Origin of the sequence: Streptomyces sp. NPDC093801, assembly GCF_040701585.1 — a bacterium.
Lineage (GTDB): Bacteria > Actinomycetota > Actinomycetes > Streptomycetales > Streptomycetaceae > Streptomyces.
On record NZ_JBFBDP010000005.1, the window covers coordinates 221,152 to 239,008 of the forward strand.

The 17,857-nt window shown below is 69.6% G+C and carries 19 protein-coding genes; 1 reads left to right on the forward strand and 18 read right to left on the reverse strand.

Annotation, left to right across the window (positions count from 1 at the left end; all coding sequences use genetic code 11):
- Window positions 1-7 precede the first annotated feature (7 nt).
- Together glmS and AB0469_RS07640 are read right to left on the reverse strand one after the other, a co-directional pair.
- Window positions 8-1,879, reverse strand: coding sequence for a glutamine--fructose-6-phosphate transaminase (isomerizing) (gene glmS, locus AB0469_RS07635; RefSeq protein WP_366450425.1), 1,872 nt, complete (start codon window positions 1,877-1,879; stop codon window positions 8-10).
- 136 nt (window positions 1,880-2,015) lie between these two features.
- A complete protein-coding gene (locus tag AB0469_RS07640; RefSeq protein ID WP_366450426.1) occupies window positions 2,016-2,816 on the reverse strand; it encodes a hypothetical protein in 801 nt (266 codons plus the stop codon).
- 375 nt (window positions 2,817-3,191) lie between these two features.
- Here AB0469_RS07640 and coaA point away from each other — a divergent pair, with 375 nt between their 5' ends.
- Window positions 3,192-4,214, forward strand: coding sequence for a type I pantothenate kinase (gene coaA / locus AB0469_RS07645; protein WP_366450427.1), 1,023 nt, complete (start codon window positions 3,192-3,194; stop codon window positions 4,212-4,214).
- Between the two features lie 104 nt (window positions 4,215-4,318).
- Here the strand turns inward: coaA and glmM are convergent, their stop codons facing one another.
- From glmM to rplO, 16 genes are all read right to left on the reverse strand, one after another.
- Window positions 4,319-5,677 (reverse strand): phosphoglucosamine mutase, encoded by a 1,359-nt coding sequence (glmM, locus tag AB0469_RS07650; RefSeq protein ID WP_366450428.1) that lies wholly within the window; start codon window positions 5,675-5,677, stop codon window positions 4,319-4,321.
- A gap of 136 nt (window positions 5,678-5,813) precedes the next feature.
- Window positions 5,814-6,329 carry a 30S ribosomal protein S9 gene (rpsI, locus tag AB0469_RS07655; protein ID WP_045945298.1) on the reverse strand — a complete coding sequence of 172 codons (516 nt, stop codon included), beginning with the start codon at window positions 6,327-6,329 and terminating at the stop codon, window positions 5,814-5,816.
- Window positions 6,330-6,370: 41 nt separating this feature from the next.
- On the reverse strand, window positions 6,371-6,814 hold the full coding sequence (gene rplM, locus AB0469_RS07660; protein ID WP_366450430.1) for a 50S ribosomal protein L13: 444 nt from the start codon (window positions 6,812-6,814) through the stop codon (window positions 6,371-6,373).
- Window positions 6,815-7,048: 234 nt separating this feature from the next.
- On the reverse strand, window positions 7,049-8,320 hold the full coding sequence (locus AB0469_RS07665) for a glycosyltransferase family 87 protein (protein WP_366450432.1): 1,272 nt from the start codon (window positions 8,318-8,320) through the stop codon (window positions 7,049-7,051).
- Window positions 8,321-8,386: 66 nt separating this feature from the next.
- Window positions 8,387-10,015, reverse strand: a complete 1,629-nt coding sequence (locus AB0469_RS07670) for an ATP-binding cassette domain-containing protein (protein WP_366450433.1) — start codon at window positions 10,013-10,015, stop codon at window positions 8,387-8,389.
- Between the two features lie 41 nt (window positions 10,016-10,056).
- Window positions 10,057-10,908: a tRNA pseudouridine(38-40) synthase TruA gene (truA, locus tag AB0469_RS07675; protein ID WP_366450435.1), complete on the reverse strand. Its 852-nt coding sequence runs from the start codon at window positions 10,906-10,908 to the stop codon at window positions 10,057-10,059.
- A gap of 102 nt (window positions 10,909-11,010) precedes the next feature.
- On the reverse strand, window positions 11,011-11,475 hold the full coding sequence (gene rplQ / locus AB0469_RS07680; RefSeq protein WP_366450436.1) for a 50S ribosomal protein L17: 465 nt from the start codon (window positions 11,473-11,475) through the stop codon (window positions 11,011-11,013).
- Window positions 11,476-11,559: 84 nt separating this feature from the next.
- Window positions 11,560-12,582: a DNA-directed RNA polymerase subunit alpha gene (locus AB0469_RS07685; protein WP_030201531.1), complete on the reverse strand. Its 1,023-nt coding sequence runs from the start codon at window positions 12,580-12,582 to the stop codon at window positions 11,560-11,562.
- 149 nt (window positions 12,583-12,731) lie between these two features.
- On the reverse strand, window positions 12,732-13,136 hold the full coding sequence (gene rpsK / locus AB0469_RS07690; RefSeq protein WP_003956432.1) for a 30S ribosomal protein S11: 405 nt from the start codon (window positions 13,134-13,136) through the stop codon (window positions 12,732-12,734).
- Window positions 13,137-13,190: 54 nt separating this feature from the next.
- On the reverse strand, window positions 13,191-13,571 hold the full coding sequence (gene rpsM, locus AB0469_RS07695) for a 30S ribosomal protein S13 (RefSeq protein ID WP_007265919.1): 381 nt from the start codon (window positions 13,569-13,571) through the stop codon (window positions 13,191-13,193).
- Between the two features lie 196 nt (window positions 13,572-13,767).
- A complete protein-coding gene (gene rpmJ / locus AB0469_RS07700) occupies window positions 13,768-13,881 on the reverse strand; it encodes a 50S ribosomal protein L36 (RefSeq protein ID WP_003956441.1) in 114 nt (37 codons plus the stop codon).
- A 62-nt stretch (window positions 13,882-13,943) separates the two neighbouring features.
- Window positions 13,944-14,165, reverse strand: coding sequence for a translation initiation factor IF-1 (gene infA / locus AB0469_RS07705; protein ID WP_003956442.1), 222 nt, complete (start codon window positions 14,163-14,165; stop codon window positions 13,944-13,946).
- A 139-nt stretch (window positions 14,166-14,304) separates the two neighbouring features.
- Window positions 14,305-15,156, reverse strand: coding sequence for a type I methionyl aminopeptidase (gene map / locus AB0469_RS07710; RefSeq protein WP_366450437.1), 852 nt, complete (start codon window positions 15,154-15,156; stop codon window positions 14,305-14,307).
- Between the two features lie 100 nt (window positions 15,157-15,256).
- Complete coding sequence (locus AB0469_RS07715) at window positions 15,257-15,904, reverse strand: adenylate kinase (protein ID WP_366450439.1); 648 nt, start codon at window positions 15,902-15,904, stop codon at window positions 15,257-15,259.
- Window positions 15,904-17,217 carry a preprotein translocase subunit SecY gene (gene secY, locus AB0469_RS07720; RefSeq protein ID WP_366450440.1) on the reverse strand — a complete coding sequence of 438 codons (1,314 nt, stop codon included), beginning with the start codon at window positions 17,215-17,217 and terminating at the stop codon, window positions 15,904-15,906. Before secY ends, AB0469_RS07715 begins: the two co-directional genes overlap by 1 nt.
- Window positions 17,218-17,401: 184 nt before the next feature.
- On the reverse strand, window positions 17,402-17,857 hold the full coding sequence (rplO, locus tag AB0469_RS07725; protein ID WP_042812339.1) for a 50S ribosomal protein L15: 456 nt from the start codon (window positions 17,855-17,857) through the stop codon (window positions 17,402-17,404).

The following is a 17,857-nucleotide window of genomic DNA, read 5'->3' on the forward strand; positions in this document are numbered from 1 at the left end:
ACCCCAACTACTCCACCGTCACGGACTTCGCGAGATTACGCGGCTGGTCCACCTCGTTGCCGCGCGCGGTCGCCAGCTCGCACGCGAACACCTGGAGCGGGACCGTCGCGACCAGCGGCTGGAGCAGCGTCGGCGTCGCCGGGATGCGGATCAGGTGGTCGGCGTACGGGACGACGGCGTCGTCGCCCTCCTCCGCGATCACGATGGTCCGCGCCCCGCGCGCCCGGATCTCCTGGATGTTGGAGACGATCTTGTCGTGCAGGACCGACCGGCCGCGCGGCGACGGGACGACGACCACCACCGGCAGGTCCTCCTCGATCAGCGCGATCGGCCCGTGCTTGAGCTCGCCCGCCGCGAAGCCCTCGGCGTGCATGTACGCCAGCTCCTTGAGCTTGAGCGCCCCCTCCAGGGCCACCGGGTAGCCGACGTGGCGGCCGAGGAACAGCACCGTGTCCTTGTCGGCCAGCGAGCGGGCCAGGGCCCGTACCGGCTCCATCGTCTCCAGGACCCGGTCCACGGCCGCGGCGATGTCCGAGAGCTCCCGGACCACCGCCCCGATCTCGTCGCCCCACTTCGTCCCCCGCACCTGGCCGAGGTACAGGGCGACGAGGTAGCAGGCCACCAGCTGCGTCAGGAACGCCTTCGTCGAGGCGACGGCCACCTCCGGCCCGGCGTGCGTGTACAGCACGGCGTCCGACTCGCGCGGGATCGTCGACCCGTTCGTGTTGCAGATCGCCAGCACCCTGGCCCCCTGCTCCCGCGCGTGCCGCAGCGCCATCAGGGTGTCCATGGTCTCGCCGGACTGCGAGATCGCGATCACCAGCGTCCGCTGGTCCAGGATCGGATCGCGGTAGCGGAACTCGCTGGCCAGCTCGGTCTCGCACGGGATGCGGGTCCAGTGCTCGATGGCCAGCTTCGCGATCAGGCCCGCGTGGTACGCCGTACCGCACGCCACGATCACGACCTTGTCGACCTCGCGGAGCACCGAGGCGGGGATGCGCACCTCGTCGAGGGTCAGCAGGCCGCCCGCGTCGATCCGGCCCAGGAGGGTGTCGGCGACGGCCTTCGGCTGCTCGGCGATCTCCTTGAGCATGAAGTAGTCGTACCCGCCCTTCTCCGCGGCCGAGGCGTCCCAGTCCACGTGGTACGCCCGCACCTCGGCGGGCGCCCCGTCGAAGCCGGTCACCGTGACCCCGTCGCGGCGGAGCTCGACCACCTGGTCCTGGCCCAGCTCGATCGCGGACCGGGTGTGGGCGATGAACGCGGCCACGTCCGAGGCGAGGAAGTTCTCGCCCTCCCCGACGCCCACCACCAGCGGGGAGTTCCGGCGCGCCCCGACCACCACGTCCGGCTCGTCGGAGTGCACCGCGACCAGCGTGAACGCGCCCTGGAGCCGCCGGCACACCTGCCGCATCGCCTCCGCGAGCCCGGCGCCCGTCGCGCCGCCGGCCGCCCGGACCGCGTCGAAGCGCTCGGCCAGCAGGTGCGCGACGACCTCCGTGTCCGTCTCGGACTCCAGCCGGTGCCCCCGCTCGGCCAGTTCGGCGCGCAGCCCGGCGAAGTTCTCGATGATGCCGTTGTGGACGACGGCCACCCGGCCGGAGTTGTCCAGATGGGGGTGGGCGTTGACGTCGGTGGGCCCGCCGTGGGTCGCCCACCGGGTGTGGCCCAGGCCCGTGGAGCCCGCCGGAAGCGGCTGTGCGACCAGCTCCTTCTCCAGGTTGACGAGCTTTCCGGCCTTCTTGGCGCTGGAGAGCTTCCCGTCGGCGAGGACGGCGACCCCGGCCGAGTCGTAGCCGCGGTACTCCAGCCGCTTCAGTCCGGCGATGACCACATCGAGCGCCGACTGCGCTCCCACGTATCCCACAATTCCGCACATAGGCCGCAGGGTACGCCTGAGTTGCGCGCCTGTCGGGTACCCGAACAGGACGAAAAACCCGCCCGTCGGACCCGCCCGGCCCGTCCGCCCGGGCGCAGGCGACCCCCGTCGGCCGGCCCGTCGCCCTGCCGGAGCGTCAGCCCAGCCGTCTGACCTGCGCCTCGATCGCGGGCGCCGCCAGCTGCGCCTCGCCGGACAGCCGGTCCGCGTGGAAGTTGACGAGCGTGCCGCCCTTGCGGACCACCATGAGCTCCGTCTGGTACGGCTCCCCGTCGCGCTCCGCCTCGACGGTGTACGCGAGGGCCTCGTCGCCGCCGGACGCGGCGTGCGGGACGACCCGGGTCACCGTGACGCTCTCCCCGCCCGCCGTCGCCGTGTACCCGCCCTCGCAGGCCCGTCCCGCCGTCTGCAGCTCGGCGAAGTGCCCGCGGGCGGCGTCCCCCGCGTACGAGCCGAGGGTCACCACCGTCACCGTCGAGCTGGCGGCGTCCAGCGCGGCCGCCCGCTTCTGCCCTTCCGGCGCGTCGTCCGGCAGCGCCGACGCCACCGCGACCACGGCGGCCTTGGCCCAGCCGGTCCGCCCCGCCGGCAGGTACCCGGACACGGCGTGGGCCAGCTCCAGGCACTCGGGCCGGTCCACGCTCCCCGGCACGCTGTCGTGGGCCTCGGGGGTGACCTTGTGGTCCGGCAGGTCCTCCTGCGCCACCAGCAGGCGCTCCGGAGCCTGCTGCGGCCTGCCCTTCTGCGGGGGGACGACCTGCTGCCCCTTGCGCGCGGGCCCGGTGTCCGCGTCGGAGGCCGGCACCTCGGCGGCCGGGAGGCCCTCCTCCACCACGATCACGGTGGGCCGGCCGGCCCCGCACCCGGTGACCGGCAGGGCCAGCGCCAGCCCCGCGACGGTCAGTGCGGCCGCGCGCCGCACGCGCACCGCTCTCATACGGGCTTCTCGGCCCGCGCCCCGAAGGCGGCCGGCAGACACAAGGACGCGCCGGACACGGCCGGCACGCCGCGCGGCACGAACGCGGTACCCACGTAGAGCTCTCCCCCATGCAGCAGATCACCGCCAGGACGCCGGTCAACGCCGCGGTGACGAACAATGTACGACTTGCTCGATCACGCGACCGGTGTTAATGGCACATACGCGGGATCTTCCTGGTCACACGGGGGAATCGTGACCGGCACGAGACAGGACGGGCTTCCGATCGAGACCCGGTCGGGCGCCACCGCCCCACCTGGGCGTTTCCGCCTCCCCCGCCCGCCACGTGACCGACCCCACCACCCACGCGGGGCCCCGAGCCCCGACAATGGCGGTGTGATCACATCGCCGACGCGCTGTACGCCGGAGCACGCAACGGAGCGTCCCGGCCCCCGACGGGTGCCGGAGCCCTCGCCCTACGTCGACCTCACGCGGGCCGAGTGGAGCGCCCTGCGCGAGCGCACCCCCCTGCCCCTGACGGCGGAGGAGGTCGAGCGGCTGCGCGGCCTCGGCGACGTCATCGACCTCGACGAGGTGCGGGACGTCTACCTCCCGCTCTCCCGCCTGCTCAACCTGTACGTCGGCGCCACCAGCAACCTCCGCGGCACCCTGAACACCTTCCTCGGCGACGCCGGCGGCAACGGCCACGGCGCCCAGCAGGGAACCCCGTTCGTCATAGGCGTCGCCGGCTCCGTCGCCGTCGGCAAGTCCACCGTGGCCCGCCTGCTCCAGGCCCTCCTCGCCCGGTGGCCCGAGCACCCCCGGGTGGAACGGGTGACCACGGACGGCTTCCTCTACCCGATGAAGGAGCTCCAGCGCCGCGGCCTGACCTCCCGCAAGGGCTTCCCCGAGTCCTACGACCGCCGCGCCCTCACCAAGTTCGTCGCCGACATCAAGGCCGGCAAGGACGAGGTCACCGCCCCGGTCTACTCGCACCTGATCTACGACATCGTCCCGGACGAGCGGCTGGTCGTGCGGCGCCCGGACATCCTCATCGTCGAGGGGCTCAACGTCCTCCAGCCCGCCCTGCCCGGCAAGGACGGCCGGACCCGGGTCGGCCTCGCCGACTACTTCGACTTCAGCGTGTACGTGGACGCCCGCCCCGAGGACATCGAGCGGTGGTACCTCAACCGCTTCCGGAAGCTGCGCGAGACCGCGTTCCAGAACCCGTTCTCCTACTTCCGCAAGTACACCCAGGTCTCCGAGGAGGAGGCCCTGGAGTACGCGAAGACCATGTGGCGGACCATCAACAAGCCCAACCTGCTGGAGAACGTCGCCCCCACGCGCGGCCGCGCCACCCTCGTCGTCCGCAAGGGCCCCGACCACAAGGTCACGAAGCTGAGCCTGCGCAAGCTCTGAGCGCCCGCCGCGGGCGGGCCCGGAAACGGCCGAGGCGCACCCTGGGGGGGCGGGGGCTCCGCCCCCCCCCCAGGGTGCGCCACGCGGCCTTGCGGGGTGAGGTCCTAGCCGAGGGCCGACTTCACCACGTCCGCGAGCCGCCCGGCGACCGCGCGGGCCTGCTCGATGTCGGCGGCCTCGACCATCACGCGGACGAGGGGCTCGGTGCCCGAGGGGCGCAGCAGCACCCGTCCGGTGGAGCCGAGCTCGCGCTCCGCCTCGGTGACGGCGTTGGCCAGCTCGGCGGAGGTGGAGACGCGGGACTTGTCGACGTCCTTGACGTTGATCAGGACCTGCGGGAGCCGCGTCATGATCCCGGCGAGCTCGGCCAGCGAGCGGCCGGTGGCGGCGACCCGGGCGGCCAGCATGAGGCCGGTGAGGGTGCCGTCGCCCGTGGTGGCGTGGTCGAGGATGATCACGTGGCCGGACTGCTCGCCGCCCAGTGCGTAGCCGTGCTCCTTCATCGACTCCAGGACGTACCGGTCGCCGACCGCGGTCTGGACGAACGCGATGCCCTCGCCCTCCATGGCCAGCTTGAAGCCCAGGTTCGACATGACGGTGGCGACGACGGTGTTCTCGCGCAGCTGGCCGGACTCGCGCATGGCGAGGGCGAGCACGGCGAGGATCTGGTCGCCGTCGATCTCGTTGCCCTCGGCGTCCACCGCCAGGCAGCGGTCGGCGTCGCCGTCGTGGGCGATGCCCAGGTCCGCCCCGTGCTCGACGACCGCCTGCTTGAGCAGGCCGAGGTGGGTGGAGCCGCAGCCGTCGTTGATGTTCAGGCCGTCGGGCTCGGCACCGATGGTGACGATCTCGGCGCCGGCCCGGGCGAAGGCCTCGGGCGAGACGCGGGCGGCCGCGCCGTGCGCCTCGTCCAGGACGATCTTCAGCCCGTCGAGGCGGTTGGGCAGGACGCCGATCAGGTGGGCGACGTACTTGTCGAATCCCTCGTCGTAGTCCGATACGCGGCCCACGCCGGAACCGGTGGGCCGGTCCCAGGGAGCGCCGGTGCGGTGCTCCTCGTAGACGGACTCGATGCGGTCCTCCAGCTCGTCGGCGAGCTTGTGGCCGCCGCGCGCGAAGAACTTGATGCCGTTGTCGGGCATGGCGTTGTGGCTCGCGGAGAGCATGACGCCGAGGTCGGCGCCCAGCGCACCGGTGAGATACGCCACCGCCGGGGTGGGCAGCACACCGACGCGCAGGACGTCCACGCCGGCGCTGGCGAGGCCCGCGACGACCGCGGCCTCCAGGAACTCGCCCGAAGCGCGGGGGTCGCGGCCGACCACGGCCGTGGGGCGGTGGCCCGCGAAGGTGCCCGCCTCGGCCAGTACGTGCGCGGCCGCCACGGAGAGGCCGAGCGCGAGCTCAGCCGTCAGATCCGCGTTGGCGACGCCTCGTACACCGTCCGTCCCGAAGAGTCGTCCCACTGTTGTCCTCCCGAGTTCACGCTTCGCTAGGTGACCGCTAGTGACAGATGTTTGCCGCTTTTGGCGGTAAACGAACCGCCCCGACAGCACGGAGAGTGCTGCCGGGGCGGTTTCGTTGCTGAACAGCAGGCGCAGATTAACGCTTGCTGTACTGCGGAGCCTTACGGGCCTTCTTGAGACCGGCCTTCTTGCGCTCGACCGCACGGTCGTCGCGGGAGAGGAAGCCGGCCTTCTTCAGCGCCGGGCGGTTGTTGTCCACGTCCGCCTCGTTCAGCGCGCGGGCCACGCCGAGGCGCAGGGCGCCGGCCTGACCGGAGACGCCGCCACCCGAGATGCGGGCGATGACGTCGTAGCGGCCGTCAAGCTCGAGGAGCTTGAAGGGCTCGTTGACTTCCTGCTGGTGCACCTTGTTGGGGAAGTAGTCCTCAAGGGTGCGACCGTTGATCTTCCACTTGCCGGTGCCCGGAACGATCCGGACGCGGGCGATGGCGTTCTTGCGACGGCCCAGGCCGGCGGCCGGCTGGGGGTCACCGAAGCGACCGGCAAGGGACTCGGAGGTGTAGTCGCCCTCGACGACGACGTCCGACTCGGTGGTGTACTCCTCGACGCCCTCGAACTCGTCGACGGGGGTCTCGGCGGTGGTCTCGGCCACGATGCTCCTCAGAATTCTCTGTGTTTAGGGGGTGGCCGGAACTACTGCGCGACCTGGGTGATCTCGAACGGCACCGGCTGCTGCGCAGCGTGCGGGTGCTGGTCGCCCGAGTAGACCTTCAGCTTCGAGAGCATCTGACGGCCCAGGGAGTTCTTGGGGAGCATGCCCTTGACGGCCTTCTCGACGGCCTTCTCCGGGTTGTTCGCCAGCAGGTCGTCGTAGCGCACGGAACGCAGACCACCCGGGAAACCGGAGTGACGGTAGGCCATCTTCTGGGACGCCTTGTTGCCGGACAGGTGAACCTTGTCGGCGTTGATGATGATGACGAAGTCGCCCATGTCCATGTGGGGGGCGTAAGTCGGCTTGTGCTTGCCCTTCAGGAGGGTAGCGGCCTGAGTCGCCAGACGGCCGAGGACGACGTCCTGGGCGTCAATGACGAGCCACTGGCGCGAGATGTCGCCGGGCTTGGGGCTGTACGTACGCACGCGTATGCCTTCGCTTCTTCAGTGGTGGGTCATCCCATAGGGCGCAAGCCCCGCGGGAAGGGTCCTGACAGGGTCACCACGGACGATCACGACAGCCCTCGTTCACAGCGGGGACGCACCCGCGTGAACTGCTGGTCATCGGTCCGGTGGACCGGCGTAAGGCCCTTTCACGTGAGAATGAGAAAGCCAATACGCATAACAAACCAGCAGGATACCCAAGCAGACCCGTACGGGTCAAAACGCGGTCCGCGATGCCGACACTGCCGGCGCCGCGGCGCACTCCGGTTCGGTCCTGGGTGGGGACCCCGCAGTTGTTACGGGTTCCAGAGTAACCCGGCCGGAGCGCAGCGCACGACGCACCAGCAGTCCCGCGAGCCCGCACAGGGTCAGGCAGTCCCGGAAGGCCCGCCTCTTGTGGGCGATCTCCGAGGGCCACGGGATCCCCGCCGCCTGGGGCACCAGGGCCGCCCAGAACCAGCCCGAACGGGGTGCGGAGCCCTCCCTGACCCCCGACGCCAGCAGCGGCGGCAGCACCAGCAGCAGGTAGTGGTCGAAGGACGGACGTGAGACGAGGAACACGGCGAGCATCACCGTGCAGGCGGTCTCCACCAGCCGCAGCTCGCCCCCGTCACCCTCTGGATCCGGCCGCCGCCACCGCCGCCAGGCCGCCCACAGCCCGGCCGCCGCCCCCGCGCCCGCCACCACCACCGCCACCGGCTGCGGCACCCCCAGCCGCGGCAGCACCGCGATCGGCGAGGCGTCCCAGGGCAGCGCGTACGCGTCCTGCCCCTGGAGCAGGAACGGCAGCGTCTTGGTGAAGAAGAGGGTCGGGCTCGGCATCAGCAGCGCCCCCGCCAGCGAGAGCCCCGCCGGCACCAGCACCGCCACGGCCAGCCCCCGCCACCGCCGGGCCAGGACGAAGACCAGCCCGACCGGCACCAGCATCGGCTTGCAGGCGATCGCCAGCCCCACCACCAGCCCCGCCGCAGCCCAGGACCTCCGGTGCGCCAGCAGCAGCGCCACCGGCAGGGCCGCCACCGAGATCGCCGTCCAGTTACCGATCAGGACCAGGTTCAGGTACGGCTTGTACGCCAGCCCCAGCAGCCCGAGCCCGCCGACCGCGAACCGCGAGCACAGCGGCACCGAGAACAGCCTCAGCGACGCCCACCACCCGACGGCCACCAGCCCCGAGATCCCCGCCGGCAGCAGCCACCGCAGCACCTCCCGGGGCACCAGCGCCTCCGGCACCGCCATCAGCACGGCGCTGGGCAGGTACAGGAAGCGCTTGTCCTCGTACGGGGAGACCCCCTCCAGCAGCGCGTCCGCCGCCTTGACCACGAAGGCGTTGTCCGAGCCCCAGTTCGCCCGCAGGCTCGTCGACACCGACACGGCCAGCAGCACCACCAGCGCCACCGCCCGCCAGGACCGCGGCGCCGGCCCGAGCAGCCAGGCCACCCGCCGGCCGCCCGTGACCGGACGGCCACCGCCCGTCACCCAGATGCGCATGAGCCAGATGCTAGGCCGCAGCCCCACGACGCCTCCCCCTCGACCCGCGAGGGGGAGGTCCGCCCCCTAGCGCTTCCGGTCGACCCTACGTTCGTCCCACACGGGCTCCTGAGTCTCCCGCACAACACCGTCTGAACCGAAGACCAAGTAACGGTCAAATGTGCGCGCGAACCAGCGGTCGTGCGTCACGCACAGCACCGTGCCCTCGTACGACTCCAGGCCGTCCTGGAGCGCCTCCGCCGACTCCAGGTCGAGGTTGTCCGTCGGCTCGTCCAGCAGCAGCGCCGTGGTCCCGGCCAGCTCCAATAGCAGGATCTGGAACCGCGCCTGCTGGCCGCCCGACAGCTTCTCGAACGGCTGCTCCGCCTGGCGCTCCAGCTCGTAGCGGCGCAGCGCCCCCATCGCCTGCCCCAGGGGCTTGGCCGCCTCCGTCCACAGGATGTCGACGAGGGTCCGGCCGAAGAGCTCCGGGTGGGCGTGCGTCTGCGCGAAATGGCCGGGAACCACCCGTGCGCCGAGCTTCCAGTCACCGGTGTGCTGGACGTCCTCGCCCGCCAGCAGCCGCAGGAAGTGCGACTTGCCGGAGCCGTTCGAGCCGAGCACCGCCACGCGCTCCCCGTAGAAGACCTCCAGGGAGAACGGCTTCATCAGCCCGGTCAGCTCCAGGTTCTCCACCGTCAGCGCGCGCACGCCCGTACGGCCGCCCTTCAGCCGCATCTTGATGTCCTGCTCACGCGGCGGCTCCGGCGGCGGGCCGGCCTCCTCGAACTTCTGGAAGCGGGTCTGCATCGCCCGGTAGCGGGAGGCCATGTCGGGGCTGCTCGCGGCCTGGTTGCGCAGCCGCAGCACCAGGGCCTTCAGCCGGGCGTGCTCCTCGTCCCAGCGCCGCTTGAGCTCCTCGAACCGGGCGAAGCGCTCCTTGCGGGCCTCGTGGTAGGTGCCGAAGCCCGCGCCGTGGACCCAGACGTCGGAGCCCGTCGGGCTCGCCTCCAGGCTGATGATCTTCTGGGCGGCCCGGGTCAGCAGCTCCCGGTCGTGGGAGACGAACAGGACCGTCTTGCGGGTGGCCCGCAGCTGCTCCTCCAGCCAGCGCTTGCCCGGGACGTCGAGGTAGTTGTCCGGCTCGTCGAGCAGCAGCACCTCGTCCGGCCCGCGCAGCAGCGCCTCCAGCACCAGCCGCTTCTGCTCACCCCCGGAGAGGGTGCGCACCTCGCGGAACTGCGCCTGGTCGTAGGGGACGGCCAGCGCGGCCATCGTGCAGACGTCCCAGAGCGTCTCCGCCTCGTAGCCCTGGACGTCGGCCCAGTCGCTCAGCGCCTGGGCGTAGGCCATCTGGGCGGCCTCGTCGTCGACGGTGAGGATCAGCTCCTCGGCCCGGTCCACGGCCTTCGCCGCCTCCCGGATCCGCGGCTGGGACACCGAGACGAGCAGGTCCCGGACGGTCGTCTCGTCCCGCACCGAGCCCACGAACTGGGACATCACGCCGAGGCCGCCGGTGTGGGTGACCGCGCCGCCGTGCGGCTGGAGCTCACCGGAGATCAGCTTGAGCAGGGTGGTCTTGCCGGCGCCGTTGGCCCCCACGAGGGCGACCACCGCCCCCTCCCCCACCCGGAAGGAGACGTCGGGGAGGAGCACCCGCCCGTCGGGAAGGTAGTACTCCAGGTGGCTGGCTTCGAGATGTCCCATGCCGGGCATTCTCCCGGTCCGGCGGCGCCGGACCCAAACGGAATACGTGCCTAGCAGCAGCCCTTGCCGGGCAGGGTGCGCAGGTTCCGCGCCTCCTTGCTGCGGGCGGCCAGCAGCTCGTCCGCCGGGTAGCCGACCTCCTCCAGGGTCAGCCCGTGCGGCTTGACCACGTGCACGGAGGAGTCCCGCACGGCCGCGGCCAGCACCCGGCCGGGCCATTCCACGGGCCGGTGCCCGTCGCCGACGTGCAGCAGCGCGCCGACCAGTGAGCGGACCATGTTGTGGCAGAAGGCGTCGGCGCGGACGGTCGCGGTGACGATGCCGTCCTCGGCCCGCACCCAGCTGAGCTCCTGGAGGGTGCGGATCGTCGTGGCGCCCTCGCGCTTCTTGCAGTACGCGGCGAAGTCGTGCTCGCCGAGCAGGGCGCGGGAGGCCTCGTTCATGGCGTCCACGTCCAGCGGCCACTGGTGCCACAGCACGTGCCCGCGGCGCAGCGGGTCCACGCCGCCCTGGTGGTCGCCGACCCGGTAGGCGTAGCGGCGCCAGATCGCGGAGAACCGCGCGTTGAAGCCCTGGGGGGCCTCGGCGACCTTCCACACCCGGATGTCGTGCGGGAGGCGGCCCGCGAGCCGGCGCAGCAGCTTGTCGTGGTGCTCGGCCCACACCTCCCCGGCGATGTCGAACTGCGCGACCTGCCCGCGGGCGTGCACGCCGGCGTCGGTGCGCCCGGCGACGGTCAGCTCGACCGGCTCGGGCAGCCGCATCACGGTCTTCAGGGCCGATTCCAGCTCGCCCTGGACGGTCCGCAGCGTGCGCTGCTTCGCCCAGCCGGAGAAGTCCTTGCCGTCGTAGGACAGGTCCAGCCGTACCCGGACGTACCCGGGCTCCACCTCGTCACTCACGTGACAGATCCTCTCAGACGCACAGAAATGCAGAACGGGCCCGCCCCGGGAAGGGGCGGGCCCGTTCAGAGCCGATCAAGCAAGCTCGATCCCGGAGCGGGATCAGGCCTCCTCGGTCTCCTCGGCGGCGGGAGCCTCGGCGGCCTCCGCTTCCTTGACCGCACGCTTGGTGGCGGCCTCGGCCTCGCCGGTGGCCTGCTGGGCGACCGTGAGGGCCTCGACGAGCTCGATCACGGCCATCGGGGCGTTGTCGCCACGACGGTTGCCGATCTTGGTGATGCGCGTGTAACCACCGGGGCGGTTCTCGTAGCGCGGGGCGATCTCGGTGAACAGCGTGTGCACGATGCTCTTGTCCGTGATCGTCTGCAGCACCAGGCGACGGTTGTGGATGTCGCCCTTCTTGGCCTTGGTGACCAGACGCTCGGCGTAGGGACGCAGGCGGCGGGCCTTGGCCTCGGTGGTGGTGATGCGGCCGTGCTCGAAGAGCGCCTTCGCGAGGTTCGCGAGAAGGTGCTTCTCGTGCGCGGCGGAGCCGCCCAGACGGGCACCCTTGGCGGGACGCGGCATGGTGTTACTCCTTCATATCTGCACCGGCCGTGTCAGGTACCGGTGTCAGTTCCCCCGGGGCGGACGCCCCGGGAAAGTCATTGCTTAGTACTGCTCGGTCTCGACGAAACCGGCGTCCGCGTCGTCGTCGGCGCCGAAGGCGTCGGCGGCGGCGGTCGGGTCGAATCCGGGCGGGCTGTCCTTGAGGGCCAGGCCCATGCCGGCGAGCTTCGCCTTGACCTCGTCGATCGACTTCGCACCGAAGTTGCGGATGTCGAGCAGGTCGGCCTCGGAGCGGGCCACGAGCTCACCCACGGAGTGGATGCCCTCGCGCTTGAGGCAGTTGTACGAGCGGACCGTGAGCTCGAGCTCCTCGATCGGCAGCGCCAGGTCGGCGGCCAGGGCGGCGTCCGTGGGGGACGGGCCCATGTCGATGCCCTCGGCGTCGATGTTGAGCTCGCGGGCCAGGCCGAACAGCTCGACCAGGGTCTTGCCGGCGGACGCCATGGCGTCGCGCGGGCGCATGGCCTGCTTGGTCTCGACGTCGACGATGAGCTTGTCGAAGTCGGTGCGCTGCTCGACTCGGGTCGCCTCGACCTTGTAGGTGACCTTCAGGACGGGCGAGTAGATGGAGTCGACCGGGATACGGCCGATCTCCTGGCCCACCTGCTTGTTCTGGACGGCGGAGACGTAGCCGCGACCGCGCTCGACGGTCAGCTCCATCTCCAGCTTGCCCTTGCCGTTGAGCGTGGCGAGGACCAGGTCCGGGTTGTGCACCTCGACACCGGCCGGGGGCGCGATGTCGGCAGCGGTGACCAGGCCGGGACCCTGCTTGCGCAGGTACATCACGACCGGCTCGTCGTGCTCCGAGGAGACGACCAGCTGCTTGATGTTGAGGATGATGTCCGTGACGTCTTCCTTGACGCCCGGCACGGTGGTGAACTCGTGCAGGACGCCGTCCACGCGGATGCTGGTGACAGCGGCACCCGGGATGGAGGACAGGAGGGTACGGCGCAGGGAGTTGCCGAGGGTGTAGCCGAAGCCCGGCTCCAGCGGCTCGATCACGAACCGCGAGCGGTACTCGTCGACGACCTCTTCGGTCAGCGAAGGACGCTGAGCGATAAGCATGTCTGTTCCTTCAGTCGTGGACGCCCACTATTTGACGCCCGACAGGTGCGGCCCGCGGGCCGCTGACTTACAAGGGTACGGGCGGTACGTCCCCCCGAGGGGGTACGTACCGCCCGGACACTCAAAGACGCACAGGTGCGTCCGCTGCGTCAGACGCGGCGGCGCTTCGGCGGGCGGCAGCCGTTGTGCGGGGTGGGGGTGACGTCCTGGATCGAGCCGACCTCGAGGCCGGTGGCCTGGAGGGAGCGGATCGCGGTCTCACGGCCGGAGCCGGGACCCTTGACGAAGACGTCGACCTTGCGCATGCCGTGCTCCTGCGCGCGGCGGGCGGCCGACTCGGCGGCCATCTGCGCGGCGAAGGGGGTGGACTTGCGCGAGCCCTTGAAGCCGACGTGGCCGGCGGAGGCCCAGGAGATCACGTTGCCGGACGGGTCCGTGATCGAAACGATGGTGTTGTTGAACGTGCTCTTGATGTGGGCGTGCCCGTGAGCGACGTTCTTCTTTTCCTTGCGGCGCACCTTCTTGGCAGCGCCCTGACGACCCTTGGGGGGCATCTCTTACTCCTACGGGAGGTGGTCGGTCCTACAGCGCAAGACCGCTGAACAGGACTACTTCTTGCCCGGCTTCTTCTTACCGGCGATCGCGCGACGCGGGCCCTTGCGGGTACGCGCGTTCGTGCTGGTGCGCTGACCGTGCACGGGCAGGCCACGGCGGTGGCGGATGCCCTGGTAGCACTGGATCTCGATCTTGCGGCGGATGTCGCCCTGGATCTCGCGGCGGAGGTCACCCTCGGTACGGAGGTTGGCGTCCACGTACTCGCGGATCTTGACGAGGTCCTCTTCGGCCAGGTCACGAACGCGGGTGTTCGGGTTCACGCCGGTGGAGGCGAGGATCTCCTTGGACCGGGTGCGCCCGATACCGAAGACGTAGGTGAGTGCGATCTCCACACGCTTTTCGCGCGGGATGTCAACACCGGAAACGCGTGCCATTCAATGGCTCCTGTGTGTTCGGGGGTCTGCAACAGAACCGCTCCCGACCGCCGACCACCCGTATGGGCAGTGGTACGTCCGGGTCCCCGGCCCCCGCCGGAGGTGCCGCCGGCCCGTGAGGGCTGGGCGGGTTCTGCTTATGTACGTTTTCTTACGTCGCGCGAAGAACTGCGTAAGGCAGGTCGGTCGGCGTGCGTCAGCCCTGGCGCTGCTTGTGGCGCAGGTTGTCGCAGATGACCATGACCCGGCCGTGACGGCGGATCACCTTGCACTTGTCGCAGATCTTCTTGACGCTCGGCTTGACCTTCATGTGGGTGAGGTTCTCCGGGTCAGTGCCACCACCCGCGCCGGAGCGGGGTGCGGGGGCAAGATCTACTTGTATCGGTAGACGATCCGGCCACGCGTCAGGTCGTACGGAGACAGCTCCACAACGACCCGGTCATCGGGAAGGATGCGGATGTAGTGCATACGCATCTTGCCGCTGATGTGCGCGAGGACCTTGTGACCGTTCTGGAGTTCCACCTTGAACATGGCGTTCGGGAGGGACTCGATCACGGTGCCCTCGATCTCGATGGCACCTTGCTTCTTGGCCACGCTTCGCCTTTCGAATCGGCTACCTTGATCAGCCCACGGACATGCGAATGCACGTGAGCCGACGAGTCAGTCTACGTCAGGGCACCCAGAAAGACGAATCCGGAAAGTTTGCCCCAGAGTCTAGATCATTAACCGACGGCTACCCGAGGGGGTCCGGCGCCGTGGTGACACCGTACTCCGCGAGCTTCGCCTTGCCGCAGTCCGGGCTGGTCAGGACGATCGGACCGGCCTCCGTGAGGGCGACCGAGTGCTCCCAGTGCGAGGACCAGGTGCCGTCCGTGGTGATGACCGTCCAGTCGTCGGCGAGTACCTCCGTCTGGGGGGTGCCCAGGGACACCATCGGCTCGATCGCCAGGCACAGGCCCGGGACCAGCTTGATGCCCTTGCCCCGCTTGCGCGAGACGTAGTTCAGCAGGTGGGGGTCCATGTGCATCTCGGTGCCGATGCCGTGGCCGCCGTAGTCCTCGATGATCCCGAACTTGCCGAGGCTGTGCTCACCGGTGGACGGGCGGGGCTGGCGCTTGATGTAGCCCTCGATGGCCTTCGAGATGTCCACGAGGCGGTTGCCCGCCTTCATCGCGGCGATGCCGGCCCACATCGACTCCTCCGTGACCCGGGAGAGCTCGACCAGCTCCGGAGCGTGACCGGTGCCCACGAAGGCCGTGTACGCCGCGTCCCCGTGCCAGCCGTCGACGATGGCGCCGGCGTCGATGGAGATGATGTCGCCGTCCTTGAGGACCGTCTTGTCGTCCGGGATGCCGTGGACGACGACCTCGTTCACCGAGGTGCAGATGGTCGCGGGGAAACCGCCGTAGCCGAGGAAGTTCGACTTCGCCCCGGCGTCCGCGATGACCTTGCGGGCCACCATGTCCAGGTCGCGCGTCGTGGCGCCCGGCACGGCCGCCTCACGGGTCGCCGCGTGGATCGCGGCGACGACCAGCCCTGCCTCGCGCATCTTCGCGATCTGCTCGGGGGTCTTCAGCTGAACCATGAAACGGCCTTCCACCTTCGAAAAACGGGGTCTTCCCAACAGTACGGCCGCGATGCCCGAAGGACACCGCGGCCGTACTGTCGGTCACGAACAGGAGTGACTACTTCTTCAGGGCGTCCATCGCCCGCTTGGTGATCTCGTGCACCTCGCCGAGGGCGGAGATGGTCACCAGCAGGCCCTGGGCCTTGTAGTAGTCGATGATCGGCTCGGTCTGCGTGTGGTAGACCTCCAGCCGGTTGCGGACCGTGGCCTCGGAGTCGTCGCCCCGCTGGTACAGCTCGCCGCCGCACTGGTCGCAGACGCCCTCGGCCTTCGGAGCCGCGTAGATCACGTGGAAGACGTGCGCGGAGTCCTGGCGGCAGATCCGGCGGCCGGCGATGCGCTTGACGACCTCGTCCTCCTCGACCTCCAGGTCGAGGACGGCGTCCAGCTTCATGCCGGCACCGGTGAGCATCTCGTCCAGGGCCTCGGCCTGGGCGACGTTGCGCGGGAAGCCGTCGAGCAGGAAGCCGCCCGCGGCGTCCGACTGCTCCATGCGGTCCTTGGCCATGCCGATGGTGATCTCGTCGGGAACGAGCTCACCGGCGTCCATGAACGCCTTCGCACGCAGGCCGAGCTCCGTGCCCTGGCTGATGTTGGCGCGGAAGAGGTCGCCCGTGGAGATGTGCGGGATCGACAGGTTCTTGGCGAGGAACGCGGCCTGCGTTCCCTTGCCCGCCCCGGGGGGTCCGACGAGGACGATTCGCATCAGCGGAGGAACCCTTCGTAGTTGCGCTGCTGGAGCTGGCTCTCGATCTGCTTCACGGTTTCCAGACCCACACCCACGATGATCAGGATGCTCGTCCCGCCGAACGGGAAGTTCTGGTTCGCTCCGAAGCCGGCCAACGCCATTGTCGGCACTAGAGCGATGAGACCCAGGTACAGCGACCCCGGCCAGGTGATCCGGTTGAGTACGTAGCTCAGGTACTCAGCGGTAGGCCGGCCGGCGCGGATGCCCGGGATGAACCCACCATACTTCTTCATGTTGTCGGCAACTTCCTCGGGGTTGAACGAGATCGCCACGTAGAAGAACGCGAAGAAGACGATCAGGAGGAAGTAGGCGGCGATGTAGTACGGGTGGTCGCCCTTGACGAAGTGCTTCTGGATCCAGGTCGCCCAGCCGGCGGTCGAACCGCTGAACTGCACGATCAGGGCCGGGATGTACAGCAGCGACGAGGCGAAGATGACCGGGATGACACCGGCCTGGTTCACCTTGAGCGGGATGTAGGTGGACGTGCCCCCGTAGGCACGGCGGCCGATCATGCGCTTCGCGTACTGGACGGGGATCCTGCGCTGGGCCTGCTCGACGAAGACCACCAGGGCCACCATCGCGAGGCCGACGAGGATGACGACCGCGAACTCCACCCAGCCATCAGCGATCTTGCCCTGGAGCTTGATCGTCCAGAGGGCGGTGACGAAGCCGGCCGCGATCGAGATGAACATCAGGATCGACATGCCGTTGCCGATGCCGCGGTCGGTGATGAGCTCGCCGAGCCACATGACGATGCAGGTACCGGCGGTCATGGTGATCACCATGGTGACCGTGGTGAAGATCGAGCGGTCCGGGACGATCTCGCGAGCGACCGGGCAGGTGCCGAACAGGGCGCCGGTACGCGCGGTGGCGACCAGGCCGGTGCCCTGGAGGATCGCGAGCGCGACCGTCAGATAGCGCGTGTACTGGGTGATCTTCGCGGTGCCGGCCTGACCCTCTTTCTTGAGGTTCTCCAGCTTCGGAATGACCACGGTCAGCAGCTGCAGGATGATGCTCGCCGTGATGTACGGCATGATGCCGAGCGCGAAGATCGTGATCTGCAGCAGCGCACCGCCGCTGAACATGTTGACCAGACCGAAGAGGCTGTTGCTGCTCCCCATCTGGTCCACACAGATCTGAACGTTCTTGTAGCTCACGCCGGGTACCGGGATGTGGGACCCGAGCCGATACAGCACGATGATGCCGAGCGTGAAGAGCAGCTTCTTGCGCAGGTCGGGCGTCTTGAACGCCCGGGCGAACGCGGTGAGCACGGTGCCTCCTGCGACCCCCGCGCTACTGCGTCAGAGGTGACGGTCTGAGGATCGACGATTACGTACAAGCAAAGGTGCAGGCCACCTTACCGGCGACTGCGCCCCCCGTGGAACGACCAACCGGGGATGCCCCATATGTGAGGCATCCCCGGTCGGGTTTTAGCTATTTGTCACAGAGTTCGTCTTAGACGAGCTCGGTCACGGAACCGCCGGCGGCGGCAATCTTCTCCTTGGCGGAGGCGGAGACGGCGTCAACCGAAACCGTCAGCGCCACGGAGATCTCGCCCTGGCCCAGGACCTTGACGAGGCTGTTCTTGCGAACCGCGCCCTTGGCGACCAGGTCGGCCACCGTGACCTCTCCACCCTCGGGGTAGAGGGCACCGAGCTTGTCCAGGTTGACGACCTGGAACTCGGTGCGGAACGGGTTCTTGAAGCCCTTCAGCTTCGGCAGGCGCATGTGGAGGGGCATCTGCCCACCCTCGAAGCGCTGCGGAACCTGGTAGCGGGCCTTCGTACCCTTGGTACCACGACCAGCCGTCTTACCCTTCGACGCCTCACCACGACCGACACGGGTCTTCGCGGTCTTGGCACCGGGGGCGGGACGGAGGTTGTGAGCCTTCAGCGGGCTGTTCTCAGCCAT